This is a genomic window from Variovorax beijingensis (assembly GCF_007828835.1).
Taxonomy (GTDB): Bacteria; Pseudomonadota; Gammaproteobacteria; order Burkholderiales; family Burkholderiaceae_C; genus Variovorax; species Variovorax beijingensis_A.
Genome location: NZ_VIVL01000003.1, coordinates 14,390 through 36,672, shown reverse-complemented (window position 1 = coordinate 36,672; position 22,283 = coordinate 14,390). Strand labels below are relative to the sequence as shown.

Genomic DNA, 22,283 nt, shown 5'->3' with positions numbered 1-22,283 from the left:
GCGTGCGCGAGGCGTGAAAGTGGGGTCGTGCGGCCGGCGTCAGGGTGCGTCCTGCTTCTTGCGGCGCAGCGCGGAAAAGTCCGCGCGGCGCTTGCCGAGGAAGGCGCCGATGCCTTCGGCCGCCTCGTCGTCGGCCTGCGACTCGACCATGAAAACGGCCTCGGCTTCGAGCTGCTGCTCGAGCGTGGCGCGGTGCGCCTGGCGGCACAGCGCCTTGATGCGTGCGCTTGCGCGCTCGGGACCGTCGGCCACCTTGGCCGCGAGCGCGATGGCCTCGGCCAGCGCGGCGCCCTTGTCGGTCAGGCGGTTGACGGCGCCCAGCGCATGCAGGCGCTCGGCCGTCATGCGGTCGCCGGTCAGGCACATCTCGGTCAGCACCTGGCGCGAGACGAACTCCGCGAGGAAGGCGGTGGCGCCGCCGTCGGGCGTGAGGCCGACCTTGACATAGGCGACCGTGTAGAACGCGTCGCGCGCCGACACCAGCATGTCGCAGGCCAGCGCCATCGACAGGCCCGCGCCCGCTGCACCGCCTTCGACGGCCGCAATGACCGGCTTGCCGAAATCGCGGATGTCGCGGATCAGGTCGTGCAGGCCTTCGAGCTTTTCGCGGCGTTCCGCAGCGGGCAGTTCGCGGCGCTTGGCCAGCAGGTTCAGGTCGCCGCCCGAGCAGAAGAAATCGCCCGCGCCGGTGAAGACGACGGCGCCCACTTCGGGGTCGTTTGCGGCATCGGCGAGCGCGGCGCTCAGCTCCGCGTACAGCGTTGGCGTGATCGCATTGCGCGCGCCGGGATTGCTGTTGGTCAGGATGCGGACGGCACCCTGCTGCGAGATCAGGACGGTCTTGTCCGTCATGCGCTCATCTCCTTGCCCAGCGCAATGTAGCGCTGCAGGTGGTGGTCTTCGTCGCCGAGCTGATGGTCGATCATCACGAGCCGCTTGGCGTAGTGCGGCAGCGGCAGCTCCCAGGTCATGCCGATGCCGCCGTGCATCTGGATGCTCTCTTGCGCCACCAGCGCGCCGATGCGGCCGATGCTGAACTTGGCAGCCGACAGCGCGCGCTCGCGCGCCACGCGGTCGGTGCCGTCGATGGCGGCGGCGGCGTTGATCACGGCCGAGCGGGCCTGTTCGATCTCGAGCAGCAGGTCGGCCATGCGGTGCTGCAGCGCCTGGAAGCTGCCGATCAGCATGCCGAACTGCTTGCGCGTGCGCAGGTAGTCGAGCGTGGCGGCCTTGGCGGCTTCCATCGCGCCCAGCGCTTCGGCGCAGAGCGCGAGCACGCCGCGGCCGATGGCGCGTTCCAGCGTGGCATGGCCCTGGCCTTCGGCGCCCAGCAGCGCATCGGCGCCCAGCTTCACGCCGTCGAGCGTGAGCTCGGCGACCCGGCCGCCGTCGATGGCGGGGCAGCCGCGTACCGAAAGGCCTGCGGTCTTCGCGGGCACGAGGAACAGCGAGATGCCGGCTTCGTCGTCGACCTTGCCCGAGCTGCGGGCCGAGACCAGGAACAGGTCGGCCTGCTCGCCTTGCGGCACCACGGCCTTGGCGCCGTGCAGCACCCAGTCGTCGCCGCTGCGTTCGGCCTTGGTGGCCACGCGTGTTCGTTCGTAGTGCGTGTCGGCCTCGTCATGTGCGAAGGCCGCGACGGTCACGCCGTTGATGATGTCGCCGAGCATTTGCTTCTGCGCATCGCTGCCGGCCGCGCTGATCGCCTCGCCGACCATCACCGCACCCAGCAGCGGCTCGACCACGAGCCCGCGGCCCAGCGCCTCGAAGACCACCGCAACGTCGAAGCCCCCGCCGCCGAAGCCGCCATCGGCCTCGCTGAACAGCGCGCCGATCACGCCCAGTTCGGCGAACTGCTGGAAGATCTCTTTGCTGAAGCCGTGCTGGGACTTCGCGATGCGGTCGCGCGCATCGAAGGCGTACTGCTCGGCGATGAAGCGGTTCAGGCTGTCGGCGAGCATGCGCCGGTCTTCGGTGTGTTCGAAGTTCACTGCATGTCTCCTTTACAGGCCCAGGATCATCTTGGAGATGATGTTCTTCTGGATTTCATTGGAGCCGCCGAAGATCGACAGCTTGCGGTTGTTGAAGTAGCGCGCGGCTGCGGCCGATGCATAGGCCGGGCCGACGGTCTCGCCCTCGAAGCCGTCGTGCAGCGCTTCCTCGATGAAGGGCCGGCCGTAGACGCCCATCGCGCGGCGCGCGAGCGACGAGATCTCCTGGCGGATCTCGGTGCCGCGGATCTTGAGCATCGAGCTTTCCGCACCCGGCACGCCGCCGCCGGCCACCGCCGCGATCACGCGCAGGTTGGTGGTCTTCATGTTTTCCAGGTCGATCTCGACACGCGCCATGCGCGCGGCAAACGCCGGGTCTTCGGCCAGCGGCTTGCCGTTCTTCGTCTGCGTGGCCGCAATGCCCTTGAGCTGTTCGAGCGCCGCCACCGAGAAGCCCACGCCCGCGATGTTGGTGCGCTCGTAGGTCAAGAGGTACTTGGCGCAGGTCCAGCCCTTGTCCTCTTCGCCGACGAGGTTCTCGGCCGGCACGCGCACGTCGGAGAAGAACACCTCGTTCACTTCATGCTCGCCATCGAGCGTGATGATCGGCCGCACTTCCACGCCGGGCGATGTCATGTCGATCAGCAGGAAGCTGATGCCTTCCTGCTTCTTCGCCTCGCGATTCGTGCGCACCAGGCAGAAGATCATGTTGGCATGCTGGCCCAGCGTGGTCCAGGTCTTCTGGCCGTTCACGATGTAGTGGTCGCCCTGCGCGTCGATGCCGCGCACGGCCGAGGTCTTCACGGCAGCCAGGTCGGAGCCCGCGCCGGGTTCCGAATAGCCCTGGCACCACCATTCGTCGCCGTTCAGGATGCGCGGCAGCCAGTACTTCTTCTGCGCCTCGTTGCCGTACTTGATGAGCACCGGGCCCAGCATGTTCACGCCGAAGGGCACGATGCGCGGCGCGAAGGCCAGCGCGCATTCGTGCTCGAAGATGAACTTCTCCACCGCCGTCCAGCCGGGGCCGCCGTACTGCTCGGGCCAGTGGTTGGCGAGCCAGCCGCGCGCGTTGAGGATGGCGTGCCATTCCTCCATGTCGGCCTTGGCGAGGATCTTGCCGCTGCGCACTTTCTCGGACAGCCGCACCGGCAGCTTGGCCGCCAGGAAGGCGCGCACCTCGCTGCGGAAGGCTTCTTCTTCGGTCGTGAAGTTCAGGTCCATCGCAGGCTCCTCAATAAATTTCGAACAGGCCCGCGGCGCCCATGCCGCCGGCAATGCACATCGTGACCACCGCGTACTTCACGCCGCGGCGCTTGCCTTCGATCAGCACATGGCCCGTGAGGCGCGCGCCGGTCATGCCGAAGGGGTGGCCGATGGAGATTGCGCCGCCGTTCACGTTGAGCCGTTCCGACGGAATGCCCAGCTTCTCCTGGCAGTAGATCGACTGCGAAGCGAAGGCTTCGTTGAGTTCCCACAGGCCGATGTCCTCGACCTTCAGGCCGTGGCGCGCGAGCAGCTTGGGCACCGCGAACACCGGGCCGATGCCCATCTCGTCGGGTTCGCAGCCGGCCACCGCAAGGCCGCGGAAGGCGCCCAGCGGCTTGAGGTTGGCGCGCTCCGCATCCTTCGCTTCCATCAGCACGCAGGCCGAGGCGCCATCGGACAGCTGCGAGGCGTTGCCGGCGGTGATGAACTTGTCGTCGCCCATCACCGGCTTGAGCTTGGCGAGCGCCTCGTAGGTGGTGCCGCGGCGGTTGCAGTTGTCTTCGGTGGCGGTGACTTCGCGGTAGCTGACTTCCTTGGTTTCCTTGTCGGTCACCGCCATGGTGGTGGTGCAGGCGACGATCTCGTCCCTGTAGCGGCCGGCCAGCTGCGCCTCTTCGGTCTTGCGCTGGCTCTCGGCCGAGAAGCGGTCCTGCGCTTCGCGGCTGATGCCGTAGCGCTGGGCCACGATGTCGGCGGTCTCGATCATCGCCATGTAGAGCGCGGGCTTGTGCTGGACGATCCACGGGTCCATGCCGCTGTCGCCGGCATCGGTGGCGCTGCGCGAGCGGATCTGCGAGATGCTTTCCACGCCGCCCGCGATCATGGCCGGCGCGCCGTCCACCACGATGCGGCCCGCCGCCATCGCGATCGCCTGCAGGCCCGAGGCGCAGAAACGGTTGACCGTGGTGCCGGCGATGGAGATCGGCAGACCCGCGCGGATGATGGCCTGGCGCGCGATGTTGCGGCCCGTGGTGCCTTCGGGGTAGCCGCAGCCGAGGATCGCGTCCTCGATCAGCGCGGGGTCCAGGCCGGAGCGCTCGACCGCGGCCTTCACCGCAAAGGCCGCGAGCGTGGGGCCCGGGGTGATGTTGAACTCGCCGCGGTGCGCCTTGGTGAGCGGGGTGCGGGCGGTGGAAACGATGACGGCTTCGCGCATGGGGATGGCTCCTGGACGGCTGGCTCTTACTCGGATTGATTCAGGCTGGCGAAATCGGCACCGCGCTCGACCAGTTCCACCAGCAGCGGCGAAGGCTTCCAGAAGATCGGGTCTTCTTTCGCGAACTCGCGGATGTCGGCCAGCACTTTCGGCAGGCCCACGGTGTCGGCGTACTTCATCGGGCCGCCGCGGTGCCGCGGAAAGCCGTAGCCATAGAGGAAGGTCACGTCCACGTCGAGCGGGCGCAGCGCGATGCGCTGGAGCACCACGTTGGCGCCCTCGTTGATCATCGCGGCCATGTAGCGGCGCATGATTTCTTCCTCGGTGAAGGCGCGCGGCGTGATGCCGGCGCGCTCGCGCTCGGCGTCGATGATGGCCAACACCTCGGGGTCGGGCTGGCCGGTGCGCGCGCCTTCGGGATACAGGTAGTAGCCGCGCTGCGTTTTCTGGCCGAACCAGCCGCGCTCGCAGATGCGGTCGGCCACCTGCACGTAGCGCGCCTGTGGATCGCGCGTGGCGGCCTTGCGCTTGCGCGTGGCCCAGCCGATGTCGCCGCCCGCGAGGTCCGACACCTGGAACGGGCCCATCGGGTAGCCGAAGTTGCGCACCGCCTCGTCGATCTGGTACGGAGACGCGCCGTCTTCCATCATGTGGTCGGCGGCCTGGCGGTACACCGCGAGGATGCGGTTGCCGATGAAGCCGTCGCACACGCCGGCGCGCACCGGCACCTTCTTCAATTTCTTTGCGAGCTCGAAGCCGGTGGCGACCACGTCGGCGCTGACCTTGGCGGGCACCACGATCTCGAGCAGCTTCATGATGTTGGCCGGCGAGAAGAAGTGCAGGCCCACCACGTCCTGCGGACGCGAGATGCTGTCGGCGATCTCGTCGATGTCCAGGTACGAGGTGTTGGTGGCGAGCACCGCGCCGCGCTTGCACACGCGGTCGAGCTCGGCGAACACGGCCTTCTTGACGCCCATCTCTTCGAACACGGCCTCGACCACGATGTCGACCTGTGCCAGCGCGTCATAGCTCGTCGAGCCCGAGAAGCGCGCCATCACGCTGTCCTTGGCCTCGGGCGTCATGCGGCCCTTCTTGATCAGGCCGTCGTACACCTTCTCGACATTGGCGCGGCCGCGCGCGAGCTGGGTATCGTCGCGCTCGATCATGGTCACGGGCAGGCCTGCGTCGAGCATCGCCACCGCAATGCCCGCACCCATGGTGCCGCCGCCGACGATGCCGGCCGATGCGAGCGCGCGCGGCGCGGCGGACCGGGTCTCGGGCGCCTTCAGCACTTCGCGCTCGGCGAAGAAGGCGTGGATCAGGCCGGCGCGTTGCGGGCTGTCGATGCATTGCAAAAACAGCTTGCGCTCCAGCGCCATGCCTTCGTCGAAGGGCAGCGTGAGCGCGGCCTCGACGGCCTCGATGATCTTCATCGGCGAGAACAGGCCGCGGCTCTTCTTCGCGGTGTCGGCGCGTGCGGCTTCGAGGGCGGCGCGGCTGGCTTCCTTGTCGGCCAGGCCGCCAGCCTCGCGCGTGCGGCGCACGGGCGCCTTGGCGGCGACCAGTTCCTTCGCATAGGCGAGGCCTTCGGCGCGCGCGTCGGCCTCATTGCCGAGACGGTCGACGAGGCCGAGCGACAGCGCTTCCTTCGCGCCCGCATGGCGGCCGCTGAGCATCAGTTCGAGCGCGGGCTTCACGCCGATCAGGCGCGGCGCGCGCTGCGTGCCGCCCGAGCCGGGCAGGAGTCCGAGCTGCACTTCGGGCAGGCCGAGCTTGGCCGACGGTGCGGCCAGGCGGTAGTGGGCCGACAGCGCCACTTCGAGCCCGCCGCCGAGCGCGGCGCCGTGGATGGCGGCGACCACCGGCTTCGTGCAGTTCTCGATCTTCAGGCACACCTCGGGCAGCGAGGGCGGCTGCGGCGTCTTGCCGAACTCGCGGATGTCGGCGCCCGCGATGAAGTTGCGGCCCGCGCCGACGATCAGCACCGCGGCAGCGGCGCCGTCGGCCTCGGCCGCCTCGATGGCGGCCACGAGGCCGCGGCGCACGTCCACGCCCAGGGCGTTGACGGGCGGGTTGTCGATGGTTACCACGAACACGTCGCCAAGACGCTCGAAGCTGACGGGACCGGAAGACGTGGAGGGGCTGGAGGATGTGGTGGCCATGTGCTTTGTCTCTTGCGTGGCGAGCCCTGCTGCAAACGCGAGGGGCCCGAGGCTCTGGGGTGAACCCCGCATTCTTGGCCCGTGCCGGTGCTTTGACAATTGCATAGGCCATTGACAGACTGTCAAAGGATTTTTGACACAATCCGCTGCATGGACCTCCAATCGCTGACCCTGCTGGTGGAAATCCTTGACGCCGGCAACCTGAGCGCGGCGGCGCGCCGGCTCAAGATGAGCCGCGCCAACGTCAGCTACCACCTGAACCAGCTGGAGCGCTCGGTCGGCGCGCAGCTGGTGCGGCGCACCACGCGGCGCGCCGAACCGACCGAGATCGGCCTGCGCCTGTACCAGCATGGCGTGGCCATCCAGGCCGAGCTGCTGGCCGCAAAGGAATCGGTCACCACGCTGGGCCAGGGCCTGCAGGGCCGCGTGCGGCTGAGCGTGCCCAGCGGCTATGGGCAGCTGGTGATGGCCGGCTGGCTGATCGACTTCAAGCGGCAGTACCCCGGCATCGTGCTCGACGTGGTGTTCGAGAACCGCATCGAGGACTTGCTGCGCGACGAGGTCGACATCGCGATCCGCGTGATTCCCGAGCCGCCGCAGAACCTGGTCGCGCGCGAGATGGGGCCGGTGCGCTACGTGGCTTGCGCTTCGAGCGGCTATGCGCAGAAGCATCCGCTGCCGGTGCAGCTCGACGAACTGCAGGGCGCGCCGGTGGTCACCGCCGCCGTCATCGGCCGGCAGCTGCGCGTGTCGGCCTACCAGGGACAGAATCTGGGAGAGGTGCGGCGCGAGGTGATCCTGGAGCCGACGCTGATCTCGGAGAATTTTTTATTCCTGCGCCAGGCCATCCTCGCGGGCCTGGGCATCGGCCTGGTGCCCGACTACGTGGTGCAGGAGGACGTGCGCAGGGGCGACGTGGTGACCACGCTCGACGACTGGCGCCTTTCGATCTTCGGCACGCAGATGTTCATGCTCTACATGCCCAACCGGCAGCACACGCGGGCGATCCGCACCTTCATCGATTTCATCCTGGAGCAGGTGCGGGCGCCCGGCACGGAACCGGGCGATCAGTCGCAGCGGTAGCTGACTTCGCCCGCCGGCGCGCCGGTTGCCGCCGCCTTCGGATCGAGGAAGCGCATCGGCGCGCCGAAGTTGCGGCAGTAGGCTTCGGCTTCCTGCACGGTGGGCGACTTGAATACACCGTCGCCGAGCCAGCTGACGCGCGGCGCGGGGCCCGATGCGCACGCTGCGACAAGAAGAGCGGCTGGAACGGGGAGGCAAAGGATGAGGGAGCGTCGCATCGGGAAGCGCTGGCTGCGCAGGTGAGGGCGAAAGAGAAAAGGGGCCCGCGGACTGTAGCGCCTGGTGACCATCGGCATGTTTTCTGCTGTACTCCGCCGCATGAACGATGCTGCTCCCCACGCCCCGGTAATGCTCGCGGCGCAAGCGCTGACACCCGAGGCCTTCGCGCCCTACGGCACGGTACTGGCTGCGCCCGCCGGCACGGGACGCCTGATCAATGGCGGCAATGCCGAACGCTTCGACCTCGTCGGCGACCTGCAGCTCGGCGCGCAGGGCGGCCGGCCGATGCTCGCGCTGTTCCGCGCGCAGGCGCGGCGTTTTCCGCACGAAGTCGCGGAGTTGGAGCGCCACGCGCTGGGCAGCCAGACTTTCGTGCCGCTGGGCGAGCGGCGCTTCGTCATCGTCGTGGCGCCGGCCGGCGAAGCGCCCGCGCCTGGTGCGCTTGCTGCGTTCGTCACCGACGGGCTGCAAGGCGTGACGCTCGCGCCCGGCACCTGGCACCACGCGCTGCTGGCGGTGGATGCGGGCGACTTCGTGGTGGTGGAGCGGGCTGCGGCGAGTGTCGATTGCGATACCTGCGCGCTGGCGGCGCAGGTGGTCGTCGACTGGCACAACTAGGCGCTCTTGCCGGCCGGTTTCTTTTTCTTCAGGCCTTGCGCCGCGAGAACGGATTCCCTTGCCAAGGCGGCCAGCGCCTCATGGTCCTCGATGATCTCGATGGGCACCTCGAAGTACTTCCTGACCTGGACCCGCCGCGCCCTGGTGTCGTAGGCAAAGCAGGTGCTGCCGAGTTTCTCGTACCTGGGCCGGGTGTTCTCGTCCACGACGAAGTAGAGGCTGCCGCCCATGACCATCGCGAACTGCGTGGCGTGGGCCGAGAGGCCGGTGCCGCCGAAGAAGCGGTTCGTCGTGATGCCGCCGATTCCAGAGAGCCGGTCGACGATGAAATCCACGAATTGCGGCGAGGCCTGCGACATGTTGCTGTTCCTGCGCTCAACGCATGATGGAAGGCAGCAGTGTCGCCCAGTTCAGGGCGCAATCGGCTCGTCAGCCGCCGGCAATGCGCTCCGCCAGGGCGATCAACGACCGGTCCGACCCCGCCGGCCCGAGCAGCGAAATGCCGAGCGGCGCACCGTGGCATTGCGCGAGCGGCATCGACAGCTGCGGAAAGCCGGCAAGGCCCGCGATGCACAGCATCTGGATCGCGCGGTTGCGGTAGTCCTCCAGGCCGGCCTCGCCTTCGCTGCGCAGCGGCGCGATGTCGGGCATGGTCGGCATCAGCAGCACGCCGTCGCTGCCGAGCAGCTTGGCCAGATGGCTGCGGAAGGCGGCGCGGAAGGCGCGGCCGGCAACGATCTGCGCATCGGTCACGCCGCGCGACCAGGCAAAGCGCTCGGCCACGCCCGGGCCCAGCGGCGGCGCGTAGCGCTCGATCAGCGGACCGTCGGTCAGCCAGGCCTCGTGCGCTTGCACGTAGCGGAAGTTCCAGTACATCGCATCGAAGGAGTCGAGCGCGACCTCGATGCCTGCCGCATCGCCGAGCACGCGCTGCACGCGCGCGGCGGCATCCGCCAGCGCATCGGCCGCGGCCGGCACCGCGAGCGACCACACGTCCTCGGGGCGCAGCAGCCGCACGCGCGCGGGCAGCGCGGCCGTGTCGGCGCCCAGCAGCACGTCCGCCACGCGCGCGAAGGTGCCGATGTCGCGTGCGAACCAGCCGCAGGTGTCGAGGCTGGGCGCGAGGTCCAGCGCGCCTTCGAGGCTCACGCGGCCGTGCGTGGGCCGCAGGCCGTACAGCCCGCAGTGGTTGGCCGGCGCGCGCACCGAGCCGCCGGTGTCGGTGCCGAGCGCGAAGTCGCACAGGCCCGAGGACACGGCCGAGGCCGAGCCGGACGACGAACCGCCGGTGATACGGTCCTTCGCGGCGCCGTTGACCGGCGCGCCGAAGTGCGCGTTGTTGCCGTTCATCGAGAACGCGAGTTCGTCGGTCACGGTCTTGCCCGCGAAGCGCGCGCCCGCATCGAGCAGCTTCTGCACGGTGGGCGCGGTGCGGGTCTTGATGCCCGACATCGCGAGCACGATCGGGCTGCCGCCGCCGGTGGGATAGCCGGCCACGTCGAACAGGTCTTTCGCTGCAAAGCGCAGGTCGGCCAGCGGACCGGTGGGCGCATGCGGCACCGGTGCGTCGGGGTAGGGAACGAAGGCGTGGGCGGGGTCGTGCAGGGGCATGGCGTGTTGTCGTGTGTGTGCAGGGGCGGGTCAGGCCACCAGCGTGGGTGCGATGGCGGCGGCGGCATCGGTATGGATGCAGCGCGCGCGGTGGTTCGGCGCGAGCTCGACCACCGGCGGCTGCGCGGCGCGGCAGGCATCGGTGGCGAGCGTGCAGCGTTCGGCAAAGGCGCAGCCGGGCGGCAGCGCCGAGAGATCGGGCGGCGCGCCGCCGATGGTCTCCAACCGCGCGCCGCGCGCCAGTGCGCCATGCGCGCGGCTCTTGAGCAGCGCGATGGTGTAGGGGTGGCGCGGCGAGCGGATCAGCTCGCGCGCGGTGCCTTCCTCGACGATGCGGCCGGCATACATCACGGCAATGCGGTCGGCCACCTCGACCGCGGCGCCGATGTCGTGCGTGACGAAGATCACCGACAGGCCGAGGTCGCGCTGCAGCTCGCGCAGCAGCAGCAGGATCTGGATCTGCACCGTGGCGTCGAGCGCGGTGGTCGGCTCGTCGGCCAGCAGCAGCTGGGGCTTGCAGGCCAGCGCGAGCGCGATCATCGCGCGCTGCCGCATGCCGCCCGACATCTCGTGCGGATAGGCCGCCAGGCGCCGCTCGGGGCTCGGGATGCGCACGCGCTCGAACAGCGCGAGCGCACGCTGATGCGCCTCGGCCTTGCTCACCGACTCGTGGCGGCGGATCGACTCGACGATCTGCGCGCCGACCGAATACACCGGGTCGAGCGCGAGCAGCGGCTCCTGGAAGATCATCGAAGCGACCTTGCCGCGGAAGTCGTCGAGCTCGCGCGCGGGCATCGCGAGCACGTCGCGCCCGGCCACCTGCACCTGCCCGCCGATGCGCGTGCGGCGCTCGGGATGCAGGCGCAGCAGCGTGCGCAGGGTCACGCTCTTGCCGGAGCCCGATTCTCCGATCAGCGCGACCACCTCGCCGCGCCGCACCTCCAGGCTCACGCCGCTGACCGCTTGCACGGGCTTGCGGCCGCCGCTGAAGCTGACGCTGAGATCGCGCAGGCGGACCATCGGCTCGGAGGAGGAAGAAGTCGGGTTGTTCATGGTCGTCATGCGTTCACGCCGCCCTGGCCAGCGGCACGGCCATCGGATGTCCGCTGCCGGCCTCATGGACCAGGCAGCTCGCTGCATGCCGCGCCCCGGTGGCGATGGGCTCGGGCACCACCTGGCTGCACACCGGTGCGGCCAGCGCGCAGCGCGGATGGAAGCGGCAGCCCGTGGGCGGGTTGATCGGATTCGGCGGGTCGCCGGCCAGCGCTGCCTCTTCGGTGCGGTGGTCGGGGTCCATCGAGGGCATCGACGAGAGCAGGGCGCGGGTGTAGGGATGCGCCGGCGCATCGTAGAGCGCGTCGGCCGGCCCGATCTCGGCCACCTGGCCCAGGTACATGACCATCACGCGGTCGCTCACGTAGCGCACCACGTTGAGGTCGTGGCTGATGAAGAGGTAGGTCAGGCCGAACTCGGCCTTGAGGTCGAGCAGCAGGTTGATGACCTGCGCCTCCACCGACTTGTCGAGCGCCGACACGGCCTCGTCGAGGATCACCATGCGCGGCTGCAGCGCGAGCGCGCGCGCGATGTTGACGCGCTGGCGTTGGCCGCCCGAGAGTTCATGCGGATAGCGTTCGGCAAAGCGCTGCGGTTCGAGCCCGACGCGCGCGAGCAGGTCGCGCGCACGCGCCACGGCCTCGCGCCGTCCGACGCCGTGCACCTGCGGGCCGAAGGCAACGGAGTCTTCGATGGTCAGGCGCGGGTTGAGCGAGGCATAGCTGTCCTGGAACACCATCTGCACCTGGCGCCGGAATTCCTTGAGCGGCAGTTCGCGCCCGCCGACCTCGCGGCCGTCGAACACCACTTCGCCCCGCGTGGGGGCAATCAGCTGCATCAGCAGCCGCGCGGTGGTCGACTTGCCGCAGCCCGATTCGCCGACCACGCCGAGCGTCTCGCCCTTGAGCACTTCGAAATCGACGCCGTCGACCGCGCGCACCACGCCACCGCCGCGGCCCAGCGGATCCTTCTTGAGCGGAAAGTGCTTGACCAGGCCGGTGATGGTGAGCAGCGGCTGTGCGGGGCCGCCGATGTCTTTCAGTGCGTCCATGTTGTCACGCTCCTTCGTTGCTTTGTTCTTGGCGCTGTTGTTTCAGGGCGCGTGCACAGGCCACCGGGTACTCCCCTCCGCGAATGTCCCCCGGGCTTCGCCCTCCTCCTTTATTTCGCTGCGGGGAGCACCCGATGCCCTGTGCACGATGGGCGCGGCGCTTGTGCTGGCGGATCAACCACCGCTTTGTCCAACGATCCCGCCGATGGGGTGCCTTGCGCAGCGAAATCAAGGAGGAGCCCGAAGGGCGGGGGACATTCGCGGAGCAAGGTACCCCATCGGCGGGAGCGCGCCCTGAATAACCCGCATCAAACACAACGCGCAGAACAAAAAGAAACCCCATCCCTACCCCTTGTTGTCCATCGCCGACCGCAACCCATCGGACAGAAGATTGAAGGAGATCGAAGTGATGAAGATCATCGCGCCCGGCAATGCCGCGACCCACGGCTGCACATAGATCGCGGTGCGCAGCGTGTTGAGCATCAGGCCCCACTCCGGCTCCGGCGGCTTCACGCCCAGGCCCAGGAACGACAGGCCCGAGGCCAGGATCATCGACACCGCGATCAGGCTCGTGGCGTAGACGAAGATCGGACCGAGCACGTTGCCCAGCACATGCACCCGCACGATCGTGAACGGGTTCGCGCCCGAGGCGCGCGCCGCCTCCACGTAGTCGCGCGTGCGCACCTGCGTGGTCACGCTCTCGGCCACGCGCGCGATCTGCGGAATGAACACGATGGTCAGCGAGATCAGCGAGTTGACCACCCCCGCGCCCAGCGTGCCCGACAGCGCAATCGCCAGCAGCACCGAGGGAAAGGCGTAGAACACGTCGATGGTGCGCATGATCAGCGTGTTGGTGAAGCCGCCCGCGTAGCCCGCGACGATGCCGATCACCGTGCCGAGCACGAAGGCGCAGATCACCGGCGTGATGCCGATGAACAGCGACAGCCGCGCGCCGACGATCAGGCGCGACAGCATGTCGCGGCCCAGTTCGTCGCTGCCCAGAGGCAGGCCCTCGGTGCCGATCGGCTTGAGCCGCTTGAGCATCGAGGAGGCGTAAGGGTCGGCCGGCGCGAGCCACGGCCCGAACACGGCCAGGCCGATCAGCAGCAGCACCACGAACGCCGCACCCATGGCGACCGGATCGCGCGTGAAGCGCAGCAGCGCCGAAGTCCAGTAGCCGCGCGAGCGCTGCATCGGCAGCAACGGCTTCACGTCGGCGGTGGCCGAGGAAGAAGAGGGGAGGGGCAGTGCGCTCATGGTCGTCAGGCCCTTGCAATCCGCGGGTCGAGCAGCGTTTGCAGCACGTCGACCAGCAGGTTGAGCACCACGAAGAACAGCGCCAGCACCAGGATGGTCCCCTGCAGCAGCGGCAGGTCGCGCTGGAAGATCGCGGAGTTCAGCAGAAAGCCGGTGCCGGGCCATGAGAACACGGTCTCGATCAGGATCGAGCCGCCCAGCAGGTAGCCCAGCTGCAGGCCCATCACCGCGAGCGCCGTGGGCGCCGCGTTCTTCACCATGTGGCGGAACACGCCCAGGTGCGTGAGGCCCTTGGCGCGCAGTCCGACGATGAATTCCTGGTCGAGGATGTCGGCCACCAGCGCGCGCACCGTGCGCGCGACGATGCCCATCGGGATCACCGACATCGTGAGGGCCGGCAGGATCAGGAACTGCACGTGCGCCCAGTCCCAGGCCCAGTCGCTGGAGCCGCCCGGGCCCGCGCCGGTGGCCGGCAGCCACATGAGCTGCGACGAGAACACGATCACCATCACCATGCCCAGCCAGTAGTGCGGCACGCTCACGCCCAGCACCGACAGCATCGAGGCCAAGCGGTCGAGCCACGAGTTGCGGAAGTAGCCCGCCACGAAGCCGAACAGGCAGCCCAGCACGAAGCCGATGAAGGTCGCCACCACCGCGAGCCGCAGCGTGTTGCCTACGGCCGTGAACACCTCGCCCGCCACCGCGCGGTTGCTCGCGATGGACACGCCGAGGTCGCCATGCAGCGCGCGCCAGACCCACATCGCAAACTGCTCGGGCAGCGATCGGTTGAAGCCGTAGAGCTCGCGCAGCTGCGCCTGCAGATCAGCCGAGGCGTCGGGCGGCAGGATCGACACCAGCGGATCGCCGGGCGCGATGTGCACCAGCAGGAAGCACACGAGCGCCACGCCGACCATGATCGGCACGGCGTAGATGATGCGGCGCAAGAGGTAGGCGAGCATGGTGGCTGGCTGGGATGAGGTCAGTCCATCGCCATCGTCGCGATGTCGATGAACCAGCTCTTGGGCTGCACCACGTTCTTGACCTTGGCCGACATCGCGCGCGGCCCCACGTCGTGCGCGATCCAGACGAAGGGCGCGTCGTCCACGATGTGCGTGTGCAGTTTGGCGAGCGCGGCGTCGCGCGCCTTGTCGTCGAAGCTGGTGCGCGCGTCGGCCACCAGCTTGTCGACCTCTGCGCTGCCATAGTAGCCCCAGTTGTTGGACACCGGCGGGAAGGCCTTGGTGCTCACGAAGCGCACCATCGCGAAAAACGGGTCCATCGCCGCAAAGCTGATGTTGACCGCATTCGCACCGTTGGCCGACGGGTCCTTCGCGCCCTTGCGCCAGTTGGTGAAGAGCGTGTTCCATTCGATCACGTCGAACTGCACGTCGAAGAAGCACTGCTTGAGCGATTGCTGCGCGAACTCGTTCATCGGCAGCGGCTGCATCTGGCCCGAGCCCGAGGCCGAGATCTGCACCTTCACCTTGATCGGCTTGGCGGCCGAGTAGCCGGCCTGCGTCATCAGCGCCTGCGCGGCCTTCACGTCGTAGCGGATGTCGAAGCCCGGCTTGCCGAACCATGGATGGCCCGGCGGCACCGTGCCCTTGGGCTCGGCCATCATGCCGCCCAGCAGCTGCTTCATGCCGCCGCGGTCGATGCAGAGGTTGGCCGCCTGGCGCACGCGCTTGTCGAGCCAGGGCGAGCCTTCGGCGAACGACAGCTGCCACGGCCACACGTGCGGCTGCGCGTTCGAATAGATCTTGAAGCCGCGCTGCGTGATCTGCGCCATGGCGTCGGGTGCGGGCGCCTCGATCCAGTCGACCTGGCCGCCGAGCAGCGCGGCGGTGCGCGCATTGGCCTCGGGCATCGGCAGCATCACGACCTTGTCGATCTTCGGCACGCGCCTGGCGTCCCAGTAGGCCTTGTTGGCGGCCAGTTCCAGGCGCTCGCGGGCCACGAAGCGGGTGACCTTGAACGGGCCCGAGCCCGCGGGGTCGGCCGCGAAGGCGGTCCATGCGGCCTTGGACTTGTCGGCGGGCGTGGCGCCGGCCGCGGCGTCGAACTTCTTCTGCCAGTGGGCGGGCGAGGCCATGAACAGGTTCGTGAGGTTGATCGGCAGGAAGGCGTCGGGTTCGCTGGTGGTGAGCTCGACCGTCATGTCGTCGATCTTGCGCGCGGTGCGCAGCGTGGGCATGCGCGAAGCGGTCACGCCGACCTGGCTCGGGTCGAACTGCGGGGCGTCCTTGTCGAGCACCTTCTGCACGTTCCACACCACAGCGTCGGCATTGAAGGCGGAACCGTCGTGGAACTTGACGCCGGGGCGCAGCTTGAAGACCCACTTGGTCTTGTCCTTGGCGTCGACGGCCCACGAGGCGGCCAGCGCCGGGATCAGCACGCTCGGCGCATCGGCCTTGGACAGGTCCCACTGCGTGAGCGAGTCGTAGATCGGGATGCCGGTGAAGCGGTTGCCCTCGAAACCCTGGTCGGGCTGGCCCAGCGTGCGCGGAATGTCGGCCGCGGTCATGGCGATGCGCAGCGTTTTCTCCTGTGCCAGGGCCGGCGCCGCAAAGGCCAGGGTGGCGAGCGCCGCGCAGGCGGCCAGGGGTTTCAGGATCGAGTCAGGAACGGCACGCTTCACAGGAGCTCCTAGGGGTGAAAGGGCGAAGGGATCGAACCGGTGGTGAAGCACGACGTGTGCCAGCCGCAAGGCCGCGATGCGACAATGGCCTTCCCATGACAGACACCCTCACCATCACCCGCCCGGACGACTGGCACCTGCATGTGCGCGACGGCGCCGCCCTCGAAGCCGTGGTCCCGCACAGCGCGCGCCAGTTCGGCCGCGCGCTGGTCATGCCCAACCTGCGCCCCCCTGTGACCACCGCGGCGCAGGCCATGGCCTACCGCGACCGCATCCGCGCGGCGGTGCCGCCGGGCACGGCCTTCGAGCCCGTGATGTCGCTCTACCTGACCGACAGGCTGCCGCCCGAGGAAATCGCGCTGGCCGCGGAAGCCGGCGTGCGCGCGCTCAAGCTCTACCCGGCCGGCGCCACCACCAACAGCGATGCCGGCGTGACCGACATCCGCCACACCTACAAGACGCTCGAGGCCATGCAGAAGCACGGCCTGCTGCTGCTGGTGCATGGCGAGGTCACCGATCCGGCGGTCGACCTGTTCGACCGCGAGGCCGTCTTCATCGACCGCGTGATGATCCCCCTGCGCCGCGACTTTCCCGAGCTCAAGGTGGTGTTCGAGCACCTCACCACGAAAGAGGGCGCCCACTACGTGCGCGATGCCAACCGCTTCACGGCCGCCACCATCACCGCGCACCACCTGCTGTACAACCGCAACGCCATCTTCACCGGCGGCATCCGCCCGCACTACTACTGCCTGCCCGTGCTCAAGCGCGAGACGCACCGCGTGGCGCTGGTGGAGGCGGCCACCAGCGGCAGCGACCGCTTCTTCCTCGGCACCGACAGCGCGCCGCATCCGGCCCACCTGAAGGAGCATGCGCTCGGCTGCGCCGGCTGCTACACCGCGCTGACCGCCATCGAGCTCTATGCCGAGGCCTTCGACAACGCCGGCGCGCTCGACAAGCTCGAAGGCTTCGCGAGCTTCCACGGCCCCGACTTCTACGGCCTGCCGCGCAACAGCGGCACCATCACGCTGAAGCGCGAAAGCTGGACTGTGCCGGAAACCGTGCCCTACGGCGACGCCACGCTCAAGCCGCTGCGCGGTGGTGAAACGCTGAACTGGCGCATGGGCTGAGTTCGACCGTCGCCCCGTGCGTCAGGGGGGATCGCTCAATTGCCGGCCCCCCATAACAAGTTGCAGATAGCCTTGCGTGGCTGGATTGCCGGAACGGCCCACCACCATCAGCAATGCACTGGGCTCGACGGTAGCATCGTATTGGTCTGCGGGCGAGGCGGTGTCCCATCCGATGCGAATGCCGCTCGCGTGGGGGCGCGCAGTAGGGTAGGTTGATATGGGCTCAAGGGTGATGGAAAAGGGAAGTGAGCTGCCGTCGGGCTGATTGAAAACCGTGTTTATCGCGTTGACGGAAGTTCCACCGCTACCATAGCCGCCGAGCGTCGATACCGTCAGCGGAAATGAGTTTGCCGGCCACTGGAAGGGTGCCCAAGTCGTGAGGCCAACCTCAAAGACCGCGCGGTTCGATGAATCAACGGCGGCGCGCAGGTAAACATTTTTGCCCCCGATGCGTGCCACGGAGAAATGGAAGTTGTCGCTCGCGTTCGCCGTGTTGGTGGCGACCCAATCTCCGGCTTCCGAGCCCGTGGTGACTGAGTAGTTCCGATCTGGCGTACACATTGGCTTCAACGGATCTGTGGAACAGACGCCAAGCGTGGGCGTGTTGGCACCGCTGTAGTACAGATCGAACGTGCTGGTCGTCGAGTCGGCTATTCCTGCGCCACGCGCCACGCTAAACATGTTGAAACGCGGGAGACTGCCAACAAGATGAAATTCTGTTGCGTCAATGACCAGATTGCGAGCCGCGACGAATGGTTGGAGCGCATAGCGACCCGAACCGTTCGACTCCAGAAATGGAAAGGCGCCGATGACAGCGTCAATAGTGACCTGGAAGCGCGCAGCTGACGAAGGGGCTACCCTATCTGTGGCAAATACATAGACATTTTTTTGCACCGGATCGGCAGCGAAGGGCCCGCGAACCGAGTGGCCTGACTCATCCACCATCTCGTATTGATGCATGTCGAAATCAAGTCGCAAGCGCTGCTTGGTGCCATTGGAGGCGAACACCGTGTAGCTGTCGTTGCGTGGATCCACGGCCACCCCTTCGCCGGTTCCCCATAAACCGATCACTCCATTCTGGTAAGGCTCGCTAGTACCCGGCCGCGGGAGGGCTACCATGGCCCACAGTCCGGCGCCGCGTGCACCGTACAGCGTCGAGTTACCCGATTGGAGTCCGCGCGCACCGATCGGTGCATCGTTGGCTAGCGTGACCAGCGGGCGCTGTTCGACGGTCCAATTACCGTCTGCATACACAGCGGATTGTCGGACACTGTCCGCATGCACGCTTGTTCGGGTCCACGCGTCACCGACTTGGAGCGCAGGCTCGTTTCCGCTGGTGCTACTCGCGGTAAAAGCGCCGTACATCGTGGCGGCTGTCCATTCGGTAGTTTCTGGCAAGCCGATACGAAACTGGAGATCAAGGTTCGGCAGCCGGCCGGCAGCCAAATAGACGTTCTGCCCCCCCACTCGGGCCACTGAAAAATCGATCTGCTCTGTTGTGTCGGCCGTTGTTAGACGCCAGATGCCGGGACGCTCTGTAGCGACGATGGCATAGGTCTTCAAGAGCTGCGTGGGACAAACCTCGAGTCGGTAGAAACCGGTATCCGAGCGGCACACCCGCAGTTGCGTCCCGCCGCCGGAAATGCTGATTTGGTGTGCCAGCGAGTAAGCGACGTTTTGAAACGGTGTACCGTAGGTGAAGCGGTTGTAGGTGCCGTCCATTGCGGACTGGGCGCTAACCAGGTTCGTAACGCCCAAGAAGGGATAGGAGATGCCAACCGTGCCTTCCAAGGATGTCCGAGCCAGTGGAAACGTACCGACGATGGCATCACCGAGAAGACGAAAGCGAGCGAGGTTGACTACGGAATTGACTTTGCTACGCTGAAGCACAAAGGTGCCTGGCTGCATAGGATCATCAGAAAACTCACCAGATGCGATCATGCCAACAACGGGCGAGTTGATCGGCTGTAGTACGTTGCTATTTCCTCCATCGCTTGGAGCAAATACGTAGCGTCGATTGCTGAAATCGAGGTCAAGGGTGTACTGCCCTCCGTTGGCGGAAAAAACCCGATAGCGGCGCTTAAAGGGACTTTTCGCGAGCGGACGCAGAGGCGTGGCCAGTTCCTTGTTGGCAACGGGATCCTCGATGAGCGCGCTAGCCTGCGTCTGCCCTGACGCTGTGATTGAAGCGGGGAGCACGGAACCATCCCCTCCGCCGTTCCCGCCACAACTTGTGAGACATATCGCCGAGAACCCGCCAAACAGTATGCGATGCACTTGCACGCTTCCTCCGTTTTGAGATTTATCCGATCAATCGTAACTGAATGTCTTTGATGGATGCGACATGCTGCGCGGGACTGCCTCATGGGCCGCGCAGGTGGGTCTGCATAGAGGAAGCGGGAGATACTCGTCCTTCGACTTTGATAGGAACTTCATATGACCTCCACGCCGTGCGTGATGCTCCTGATCGACGCCGACAACGTCTCCTCCGACGTGATCGAGCAAGCCGTGCAGCGCACGCTGACGGAGCACGGCGCCGTGCACGTGCGCCGCGCCTATTGCAACGCCGAGACGGCGGTCAAGCAGCAGGCGCTCTTCAAGCGGTTGTCGGTGCGGCCGATGGTCAATATTTCGGCCGGCAAGAACAGCACCGACATCGCGCTCGCCGTGGATGCCATCGATCTCGTGATCGCCGAGCGCCCCGACGTGGTGGTGCTGGTGTCTTCCGATTCCGACTTTGCGCCGCTCGTGATCCGGCTGCGCGAGAAGGGCTGCCGCGTCTGCGGCCTCGGCCAGCAGGGCAAGACCGGCGAAGAGACCGTGGCGGTCTACGACGGGTTCACCGACCTGCAGCACCACGGCGCGCCGGTCGCGCCCCGCAGCGCGCCCGCGAAGAAGGCCGCGGCCAAGGTGGCCGCGAAGCGTGCGCCGGCCAAGACGGAAAAGACGGAGAAGAGTGCGGCCGCGACGGCCCGCAAGACCGCGGCCAAGGCCCCGGTCCGAAAGACCGCCAAGGCCGCAGCGAAGCCGCTCGCGCCGCAGCCGCCTTCTGAAGCCGCCGAATTCATCCTGCGGGCGGCACCCGCGCTGCGCAGTGGTGCCGACGTGCCGCTCAACGACGTGGCCCAGGCCCTGCGCGCGGCCGGGCTGCTCGGCAAGCACGGCAGTTCGCTCAAGCTGTTCGACAAGCTCCCGGCGGAGTTCGCCGTGCTGCAGCACCCCGACCGCATCCGCTGGACCGGAGCCGCCACGCCTTGAGCCTGGCGGCGGTCGACTGGGCGCAGCCCTGGCTCGCGCCTTATCGCGCCATCGGCCAGGCGGCGGCGCAGACGGCGCTCGACACCTCGGTCGCTGCCGCGCTGCAGCGGGAAGCAGCGCCGGGTTTCAGGCCCGCCTTCGTGCCGCAGTCGGCGCTGCCCGCGGGGCAGGCCTACGAGGCCCACATCTTCCAGACCGGCACCGTGCCGACGCGCGACAACCTGCACGACTTCTTCAACGGCCTCGTCTGGCTCGCCTTTCCGGAGGCCAAGCGTCGCCTGAACGAACTGCAGGCCGCCGAGATCGCCCGTGCGGGCATCGGCGCCACGCGCGGCCCGCTGCGCGACGCGCTCACGCTGTTCGACGAGAACGGCGCCGTGCTCGATGCGCCCGAGCCGCTGTGGCAGGCGCTGGCCGCGCGCGACTGGCACACCCTTTTCGTGGCGCAGCGCGCGCTGTGGTCCCGGGCGCGCCTCTGGATCTTCGGCCATGCGCTGCTCGAGAAACTCGCCACCCCGCGCAAGGCGCTCACCGCGCATGTGCTGCGGCTGCCGCCACCCGCTGCCGGCGGATCGGCGGCGCCCTGCGATCGGGCGCTGGCACGCAGCCTCGATCCGCATCAGCTGGCGCAAAAACCCTTCGTTCCGCTGCCCGTGCTGGGCGTGCCGGGCTGGTGGGCCGGCAACGAGGAGGCGAATTTCTACGACGATCCCAAGGTCTTCAGGCCCGGTCCGTAGAACTTTTGCTCCTATCATCGCTCTACCCGCGAGCCGCGGTGCGGCTCCTCCAGAATCCAAACAACAACACAGGAAGAGCGCCATTCCTGCACGGCTTGAAGAGGGCCATCCGGTCCTCATCTAGGCGGCAGCATTCCCCCACGGAGAATTCAACTTGAAACGTATCCTTCTGTTCGTTTTGACCAATGTGATGGTCGTTGCAGTGCTCGGCATCGTCGCCAGCCTGCTCGGCGTCAACCGCTTTCTGACGGCCAACGGGCTGAACCTCACGGCGCTGCTCGGCTTCGCGCTCATCATGGGCTTCGGCGGCGCGATCATTTCGCTCCTGATCAGCAAGCCCATGGCCAAGTGGACGACCAAGCTGCACATGATCGACAACCCCCAGTCGCCCGACGAGGCCTGGATCGTCGGCACGGTGCGCAAGTTCGCCGACAAGGCCGGCATCGGCATGCCCGAGGTCGGCATCTTCGAAGGCGAGCCCAATGCCTTCGCGACCGGCGCGTTCAAGAACTCGTCGCTGGTGGCGGTGTCCACCGGCCTGCTGCAGAACATGACGCGCGAAGAAGTCGAGGCCGTGATCGGCCACGAGGTGGCGCACATCGCCAACGGCGACATGGTCACCATGACGCTGATCCAGGGCGTGATGAACACCTTCGTCGTGTTCCTGTCGCGCGTGATCGGCTATGCGGTCGACAGCTTCCTGCGCCGCGGCGACGACCGTTCGTCGGGCCCGGGCATCGGCTACTACGTGAGCACCATCGTGCTGGACATCGTGCTGGGCTTTGCCGCCGCCATCGTGGTGGCCTGGTTCTCGCGCCAGCGCGAATTCCGCGCCGACGCCGGCTCGGCCGCGCTCATGGGGCAGAAGCAGCCGATGATGAATGCGCTGGCCCGCCTGGGCGGCCTGCCGGCCGGCGAACTGCCCAAGGCGGTGGAAGCCATGGGCATCACGGGCAGCATCGGCAAGCTCTTTGCCACGCACCCGCCGATCGAAGAGCGGATTGCGGCGCTGCAGAACGCGCGCGGCTGATCGATCGAATCGCACTGCAACAGCAA

Annotated in this window: 20 protein-coding genes; 6 read left to right on the top strand and 14 right to left on the bottom strand. The window is 67.6% G+C overall.

The window, feature by feature from the left end:
- Positions 1-39: 39 nt before the first annotated feature.
- From FB547_RS10820 to FB547_RS10800, 5 genes are read right to left on the bottom strand one after another with little or no spacing between them, the layout of a single operon-like run.
- A complete protein-coding gene (locus FB547_RS10820; RefSeq protein WP_145742090.1) occupies positions 40-852 on the bottom strand; it encodes an oxepin-CoA hydrolase, alternative type in 813 nt (270 codons plus the stop codon).
- On the bottom strand, positions 849-1,991 hold the full coding sequence (locus FB547_RS10815; RefSeq protein WP_145742088.1) for an acyl-CoA dehydrogenase family protein: 1,143 nt from the start codon (positions 1,989-1,991) through the stop codon (positions 849-851). The genes FB547_RS10820 and FB547_RS10815 overlap by 4 nt, the downstream gene beginning before the upstream one ends.
- 12 nt (positions 1,992-2,003) lie before the next feature.
- Complete coding sequence (locus FB547_RS10810) at positions 2,004-3,212, bottom strand: acyl-CoA dehydrogenase family protein (protein WP_145742086.1); 1,209 nt, start codon at positions 3,210-3,212, stop codon at positions 2,004-2,006.
- Between the two features lie 10 nt (positions 3,213-3,222).
- A complete protein-coding gene (locus FB547_RS10805; protein ID WP_145742084.1) occupies positions 3,223-4,413 on the bottom strand; it encodes an acetyl-CoA C-acyltransferase in 1,191 nt (396 codons plus the stop codon).
- Positions 4,414-4,439: 26 nt separating this feature from the next.
- Positions 4,440-6,575 (bottom strand): 3-hydroxyacyl-CoA dehydrogenase NAD-binding domain-containing protein, encoded by a 2,136-nt coding sequence (locus tag FB547_RS10800; RefSeq protein WP_145742082.1) that lies wholly within the window; start codon positions 6,573-6,575, stop codon positions 4,440-4,442.
- Positions 6,576-6,725: 150 nt separating this feature from the next.
- On the opposite strand from FB547_RS10800, the gene FB547_RS10795 reads away from it, so the two are divergent.
- Positions 6,726-7,658 (top strand): LysR family transcriptional regulator, encoded by a 933-nt coding sequence (locus FB547_RS10795; protein ID WP_145742080.1) that lies wholly within the window; start codon positions 6,726-6,728, stop codon positions 7,656-7,658.
- Here the strand turns inward: FB547_RS10795 and FB547_RS10790 are convergent.
- The gene (locus FB547_RS10790) at positions 7,643-7,954 is read right to left on the bottom strand and encodes a hypothetical protein (protein WP_261380259.1); all 312 of its coding nucleotides are present in this window, start codon (positions 7,952-7,954) and stop codon (positions 7,643-7,645) included. The genes FB547_RS10795 and FB547_RS10790 overlap by 16 nt on opposite strands.
- A gap of 22 nt (positions 7,955-7,976) precedes the next feature.
- Here FB547_RS10790 and FB547_RS10785 point away from each other — a divergent pair, with 22 nt between their 5' ends.
- The gene (locus FB547_RS10785) at positions 7,977-8,495 is read left to right on the top strand and encodes an ureidoglycolate lyase (protein WP_145742078.1); all 519 of its coding nucleotides are present in this window, start codon (positions 7,977-7,979) and stop codon (positions 8,493-8,495) included.
- Here the strand turns inward: FB547_RS10785 and FB547_RS10780 are convergent.
- The 7 genes from FB547_RS10780 to FB547_RS10750 all read right to left on the bottom strand — a co-directional run bounded on the left by FB547_RS10780 (position 8,492) and on the right by FB547_RS10750 (position 16,105).
- Positions 8,492-8,854: a TfoX/Sxy family protein gene (locus FB547_RS10780; protein WP_145742076.1), complete on the bottom strand. Its 363-nt coding sequence runs from the start codon at positions 8,852-8,854 to the stop codon at positions 8,492-8,494. The two genes, FB547_RS10785 and FB547_RS10780, sit on opposite strands and share 4 nt — an antisense overlap.
- 70 nt (positions 8,855-8,924) lie before the next feature.
- The gene (locus tag FB547_RS10775) at positions 8,925-10,106 is read right to left on the bottom strand and encodes an amidase (RefSeq protein ID WP_145742074.1); all 1,182 of its coding nucleotides are present in this window, start codon (positions 10,104-10,106) and stop codon (positions 8,925-8,927) included.
- A 30-nt stretch (positions 10,107-10,136) separates the two neighbouring features.
- Positions 10,137-11,126 (bottom strand): ABC transporter ATP-binding protein, encoded by a 990-nt coding sequence (locus FB547_RS10770; RefSeq protein ID WP_145742955.1) that lies wholly within the window; start codon positions 11,124-11,126, stop codon positions 10,137-10,139.
- A gap of 46 nt (positions 11,127-11,172) precedes the next feature.
- Positions 11,173-12,210 (bottom strand): ABC transporter ATP-binding protein, encoded by a 1,038-nt coding sequence (locus FB547_RS10765; RefSeq protein WP_145742072.1) that lies wholly within the window; start codon positions 12,208-12,210, stop codon positions 11,173-11,175.
- A 345-nt stretch (positions 12,211-12,555) separates the two neighbouring features.
- The gene (locus FB547_RS10760; RefSeq protein ID WP_145742070.1) at positions 12,556-13,467 is read right to left on the bottom strand and encodes an ABC transporter permease; all 912 of its coding nucleotides are present in this window, start codon (positions 13,465-13,467) and stop codon (positions 12,556-12,558) included.
- 5 nt (positions 13,468-13,472) lie between these two features.
- A complete protein-coding gene (locus FB547_RS10755; RefSeq protein ID WP_145742068.1) occupies positions 13,473-14,426 on the bottom strand; it encodes an ABC transporter permease in 954 nt (317 codons plus the stop codon).
- Between the two features lie 20 nt (positions 14,427-14,446).
- Positions 14,447-16,105, bottom strand: a complete 1,659-nt coding sequence (locus FB547_RS10750; protein WP_145742066.1) for an ABC transporter substrate-binding protein — start codon at positions 16,103-16,105, stop codon at positions 14,447-14,449.
- 95 nt (positions 16,106-16,200) lie between these two features.
- Here FB547_RS10750 and pyrC point away from each other — a divergent pair, with 95 nt between their 5' ends.
- Positions 16,201-17,232, top strand: coding sequence for a dihydroorotase (gene pyrC / locus FB547_RS10745; RefSeq protein ID WP_145742064.1), 1,032 nt, complete (start codon positions 16,201-16,203; stop codon positions 17,230-17,232).
- Between the two features lie 21 nt (positions 17,233-17,253).
- On the opposite strand, the gene FB547_RS10740 is transcribed toward pyrC, so the two are convergent.
- Entirely contained in the window at positions 17,254-19,431 is a 2,178-nt protein-coding gene (locus FB547_RS10740) for a hypothetical protein (protein ID WP_145742062.1), read from the bottom strand.
- A gap of 237 nt (positions 19,432-19,668) precedes the next feature.
- Between FB547_RS10740 and FB547_RS10735 the strand changes: the two genes are divergently transcribed.
- The 3 genes from FB547_RS10735 to htpX all read left to right on the top strand — a co-directional run bounded on the left by FB547_RS10735 (position 19,669) and on the right by htpX (position 22,257).
- Positions 19,669-20,490 (top strand): NYN domain-containing protein, encoded by an 822-nt coding sequence (locus FB547_RS10735; RefSeq protein WP_145742060.1) that lies wholly within the window; start codon positions 19,669-19,671, stop codon positions 20,488-20,490.
- On the top strand, positions 20,487-21,227 hold the full coding sequence (locus tag FB547_RS10730) for a DUF3025 domain-containing protein (protein WP_145742058.1): 741 nt from the start codon (positions 20,487-20,489) through the stop codon (positions 21,225-21,227). Before FB547_RS10735 ends, FB547_RS10730 begins: the two co-directional genes overlap by 4 nt.
- A 154-nt stretch (positions 21,228-21,381) precedes the next feature.
- Positions 21,382-22,257, top strand: coding sequence for a protease HtpX (htpX, locus tag FB547_RS10725; RefSeq protein ID WP_145742056.1), 876 nt, complete (start codon positions 21,382-21,384; stop codon positions 22,255-22,257).
- The last annotated feature ends 26 nt before the right edge of the window (positions 22,258-22,283 follow it).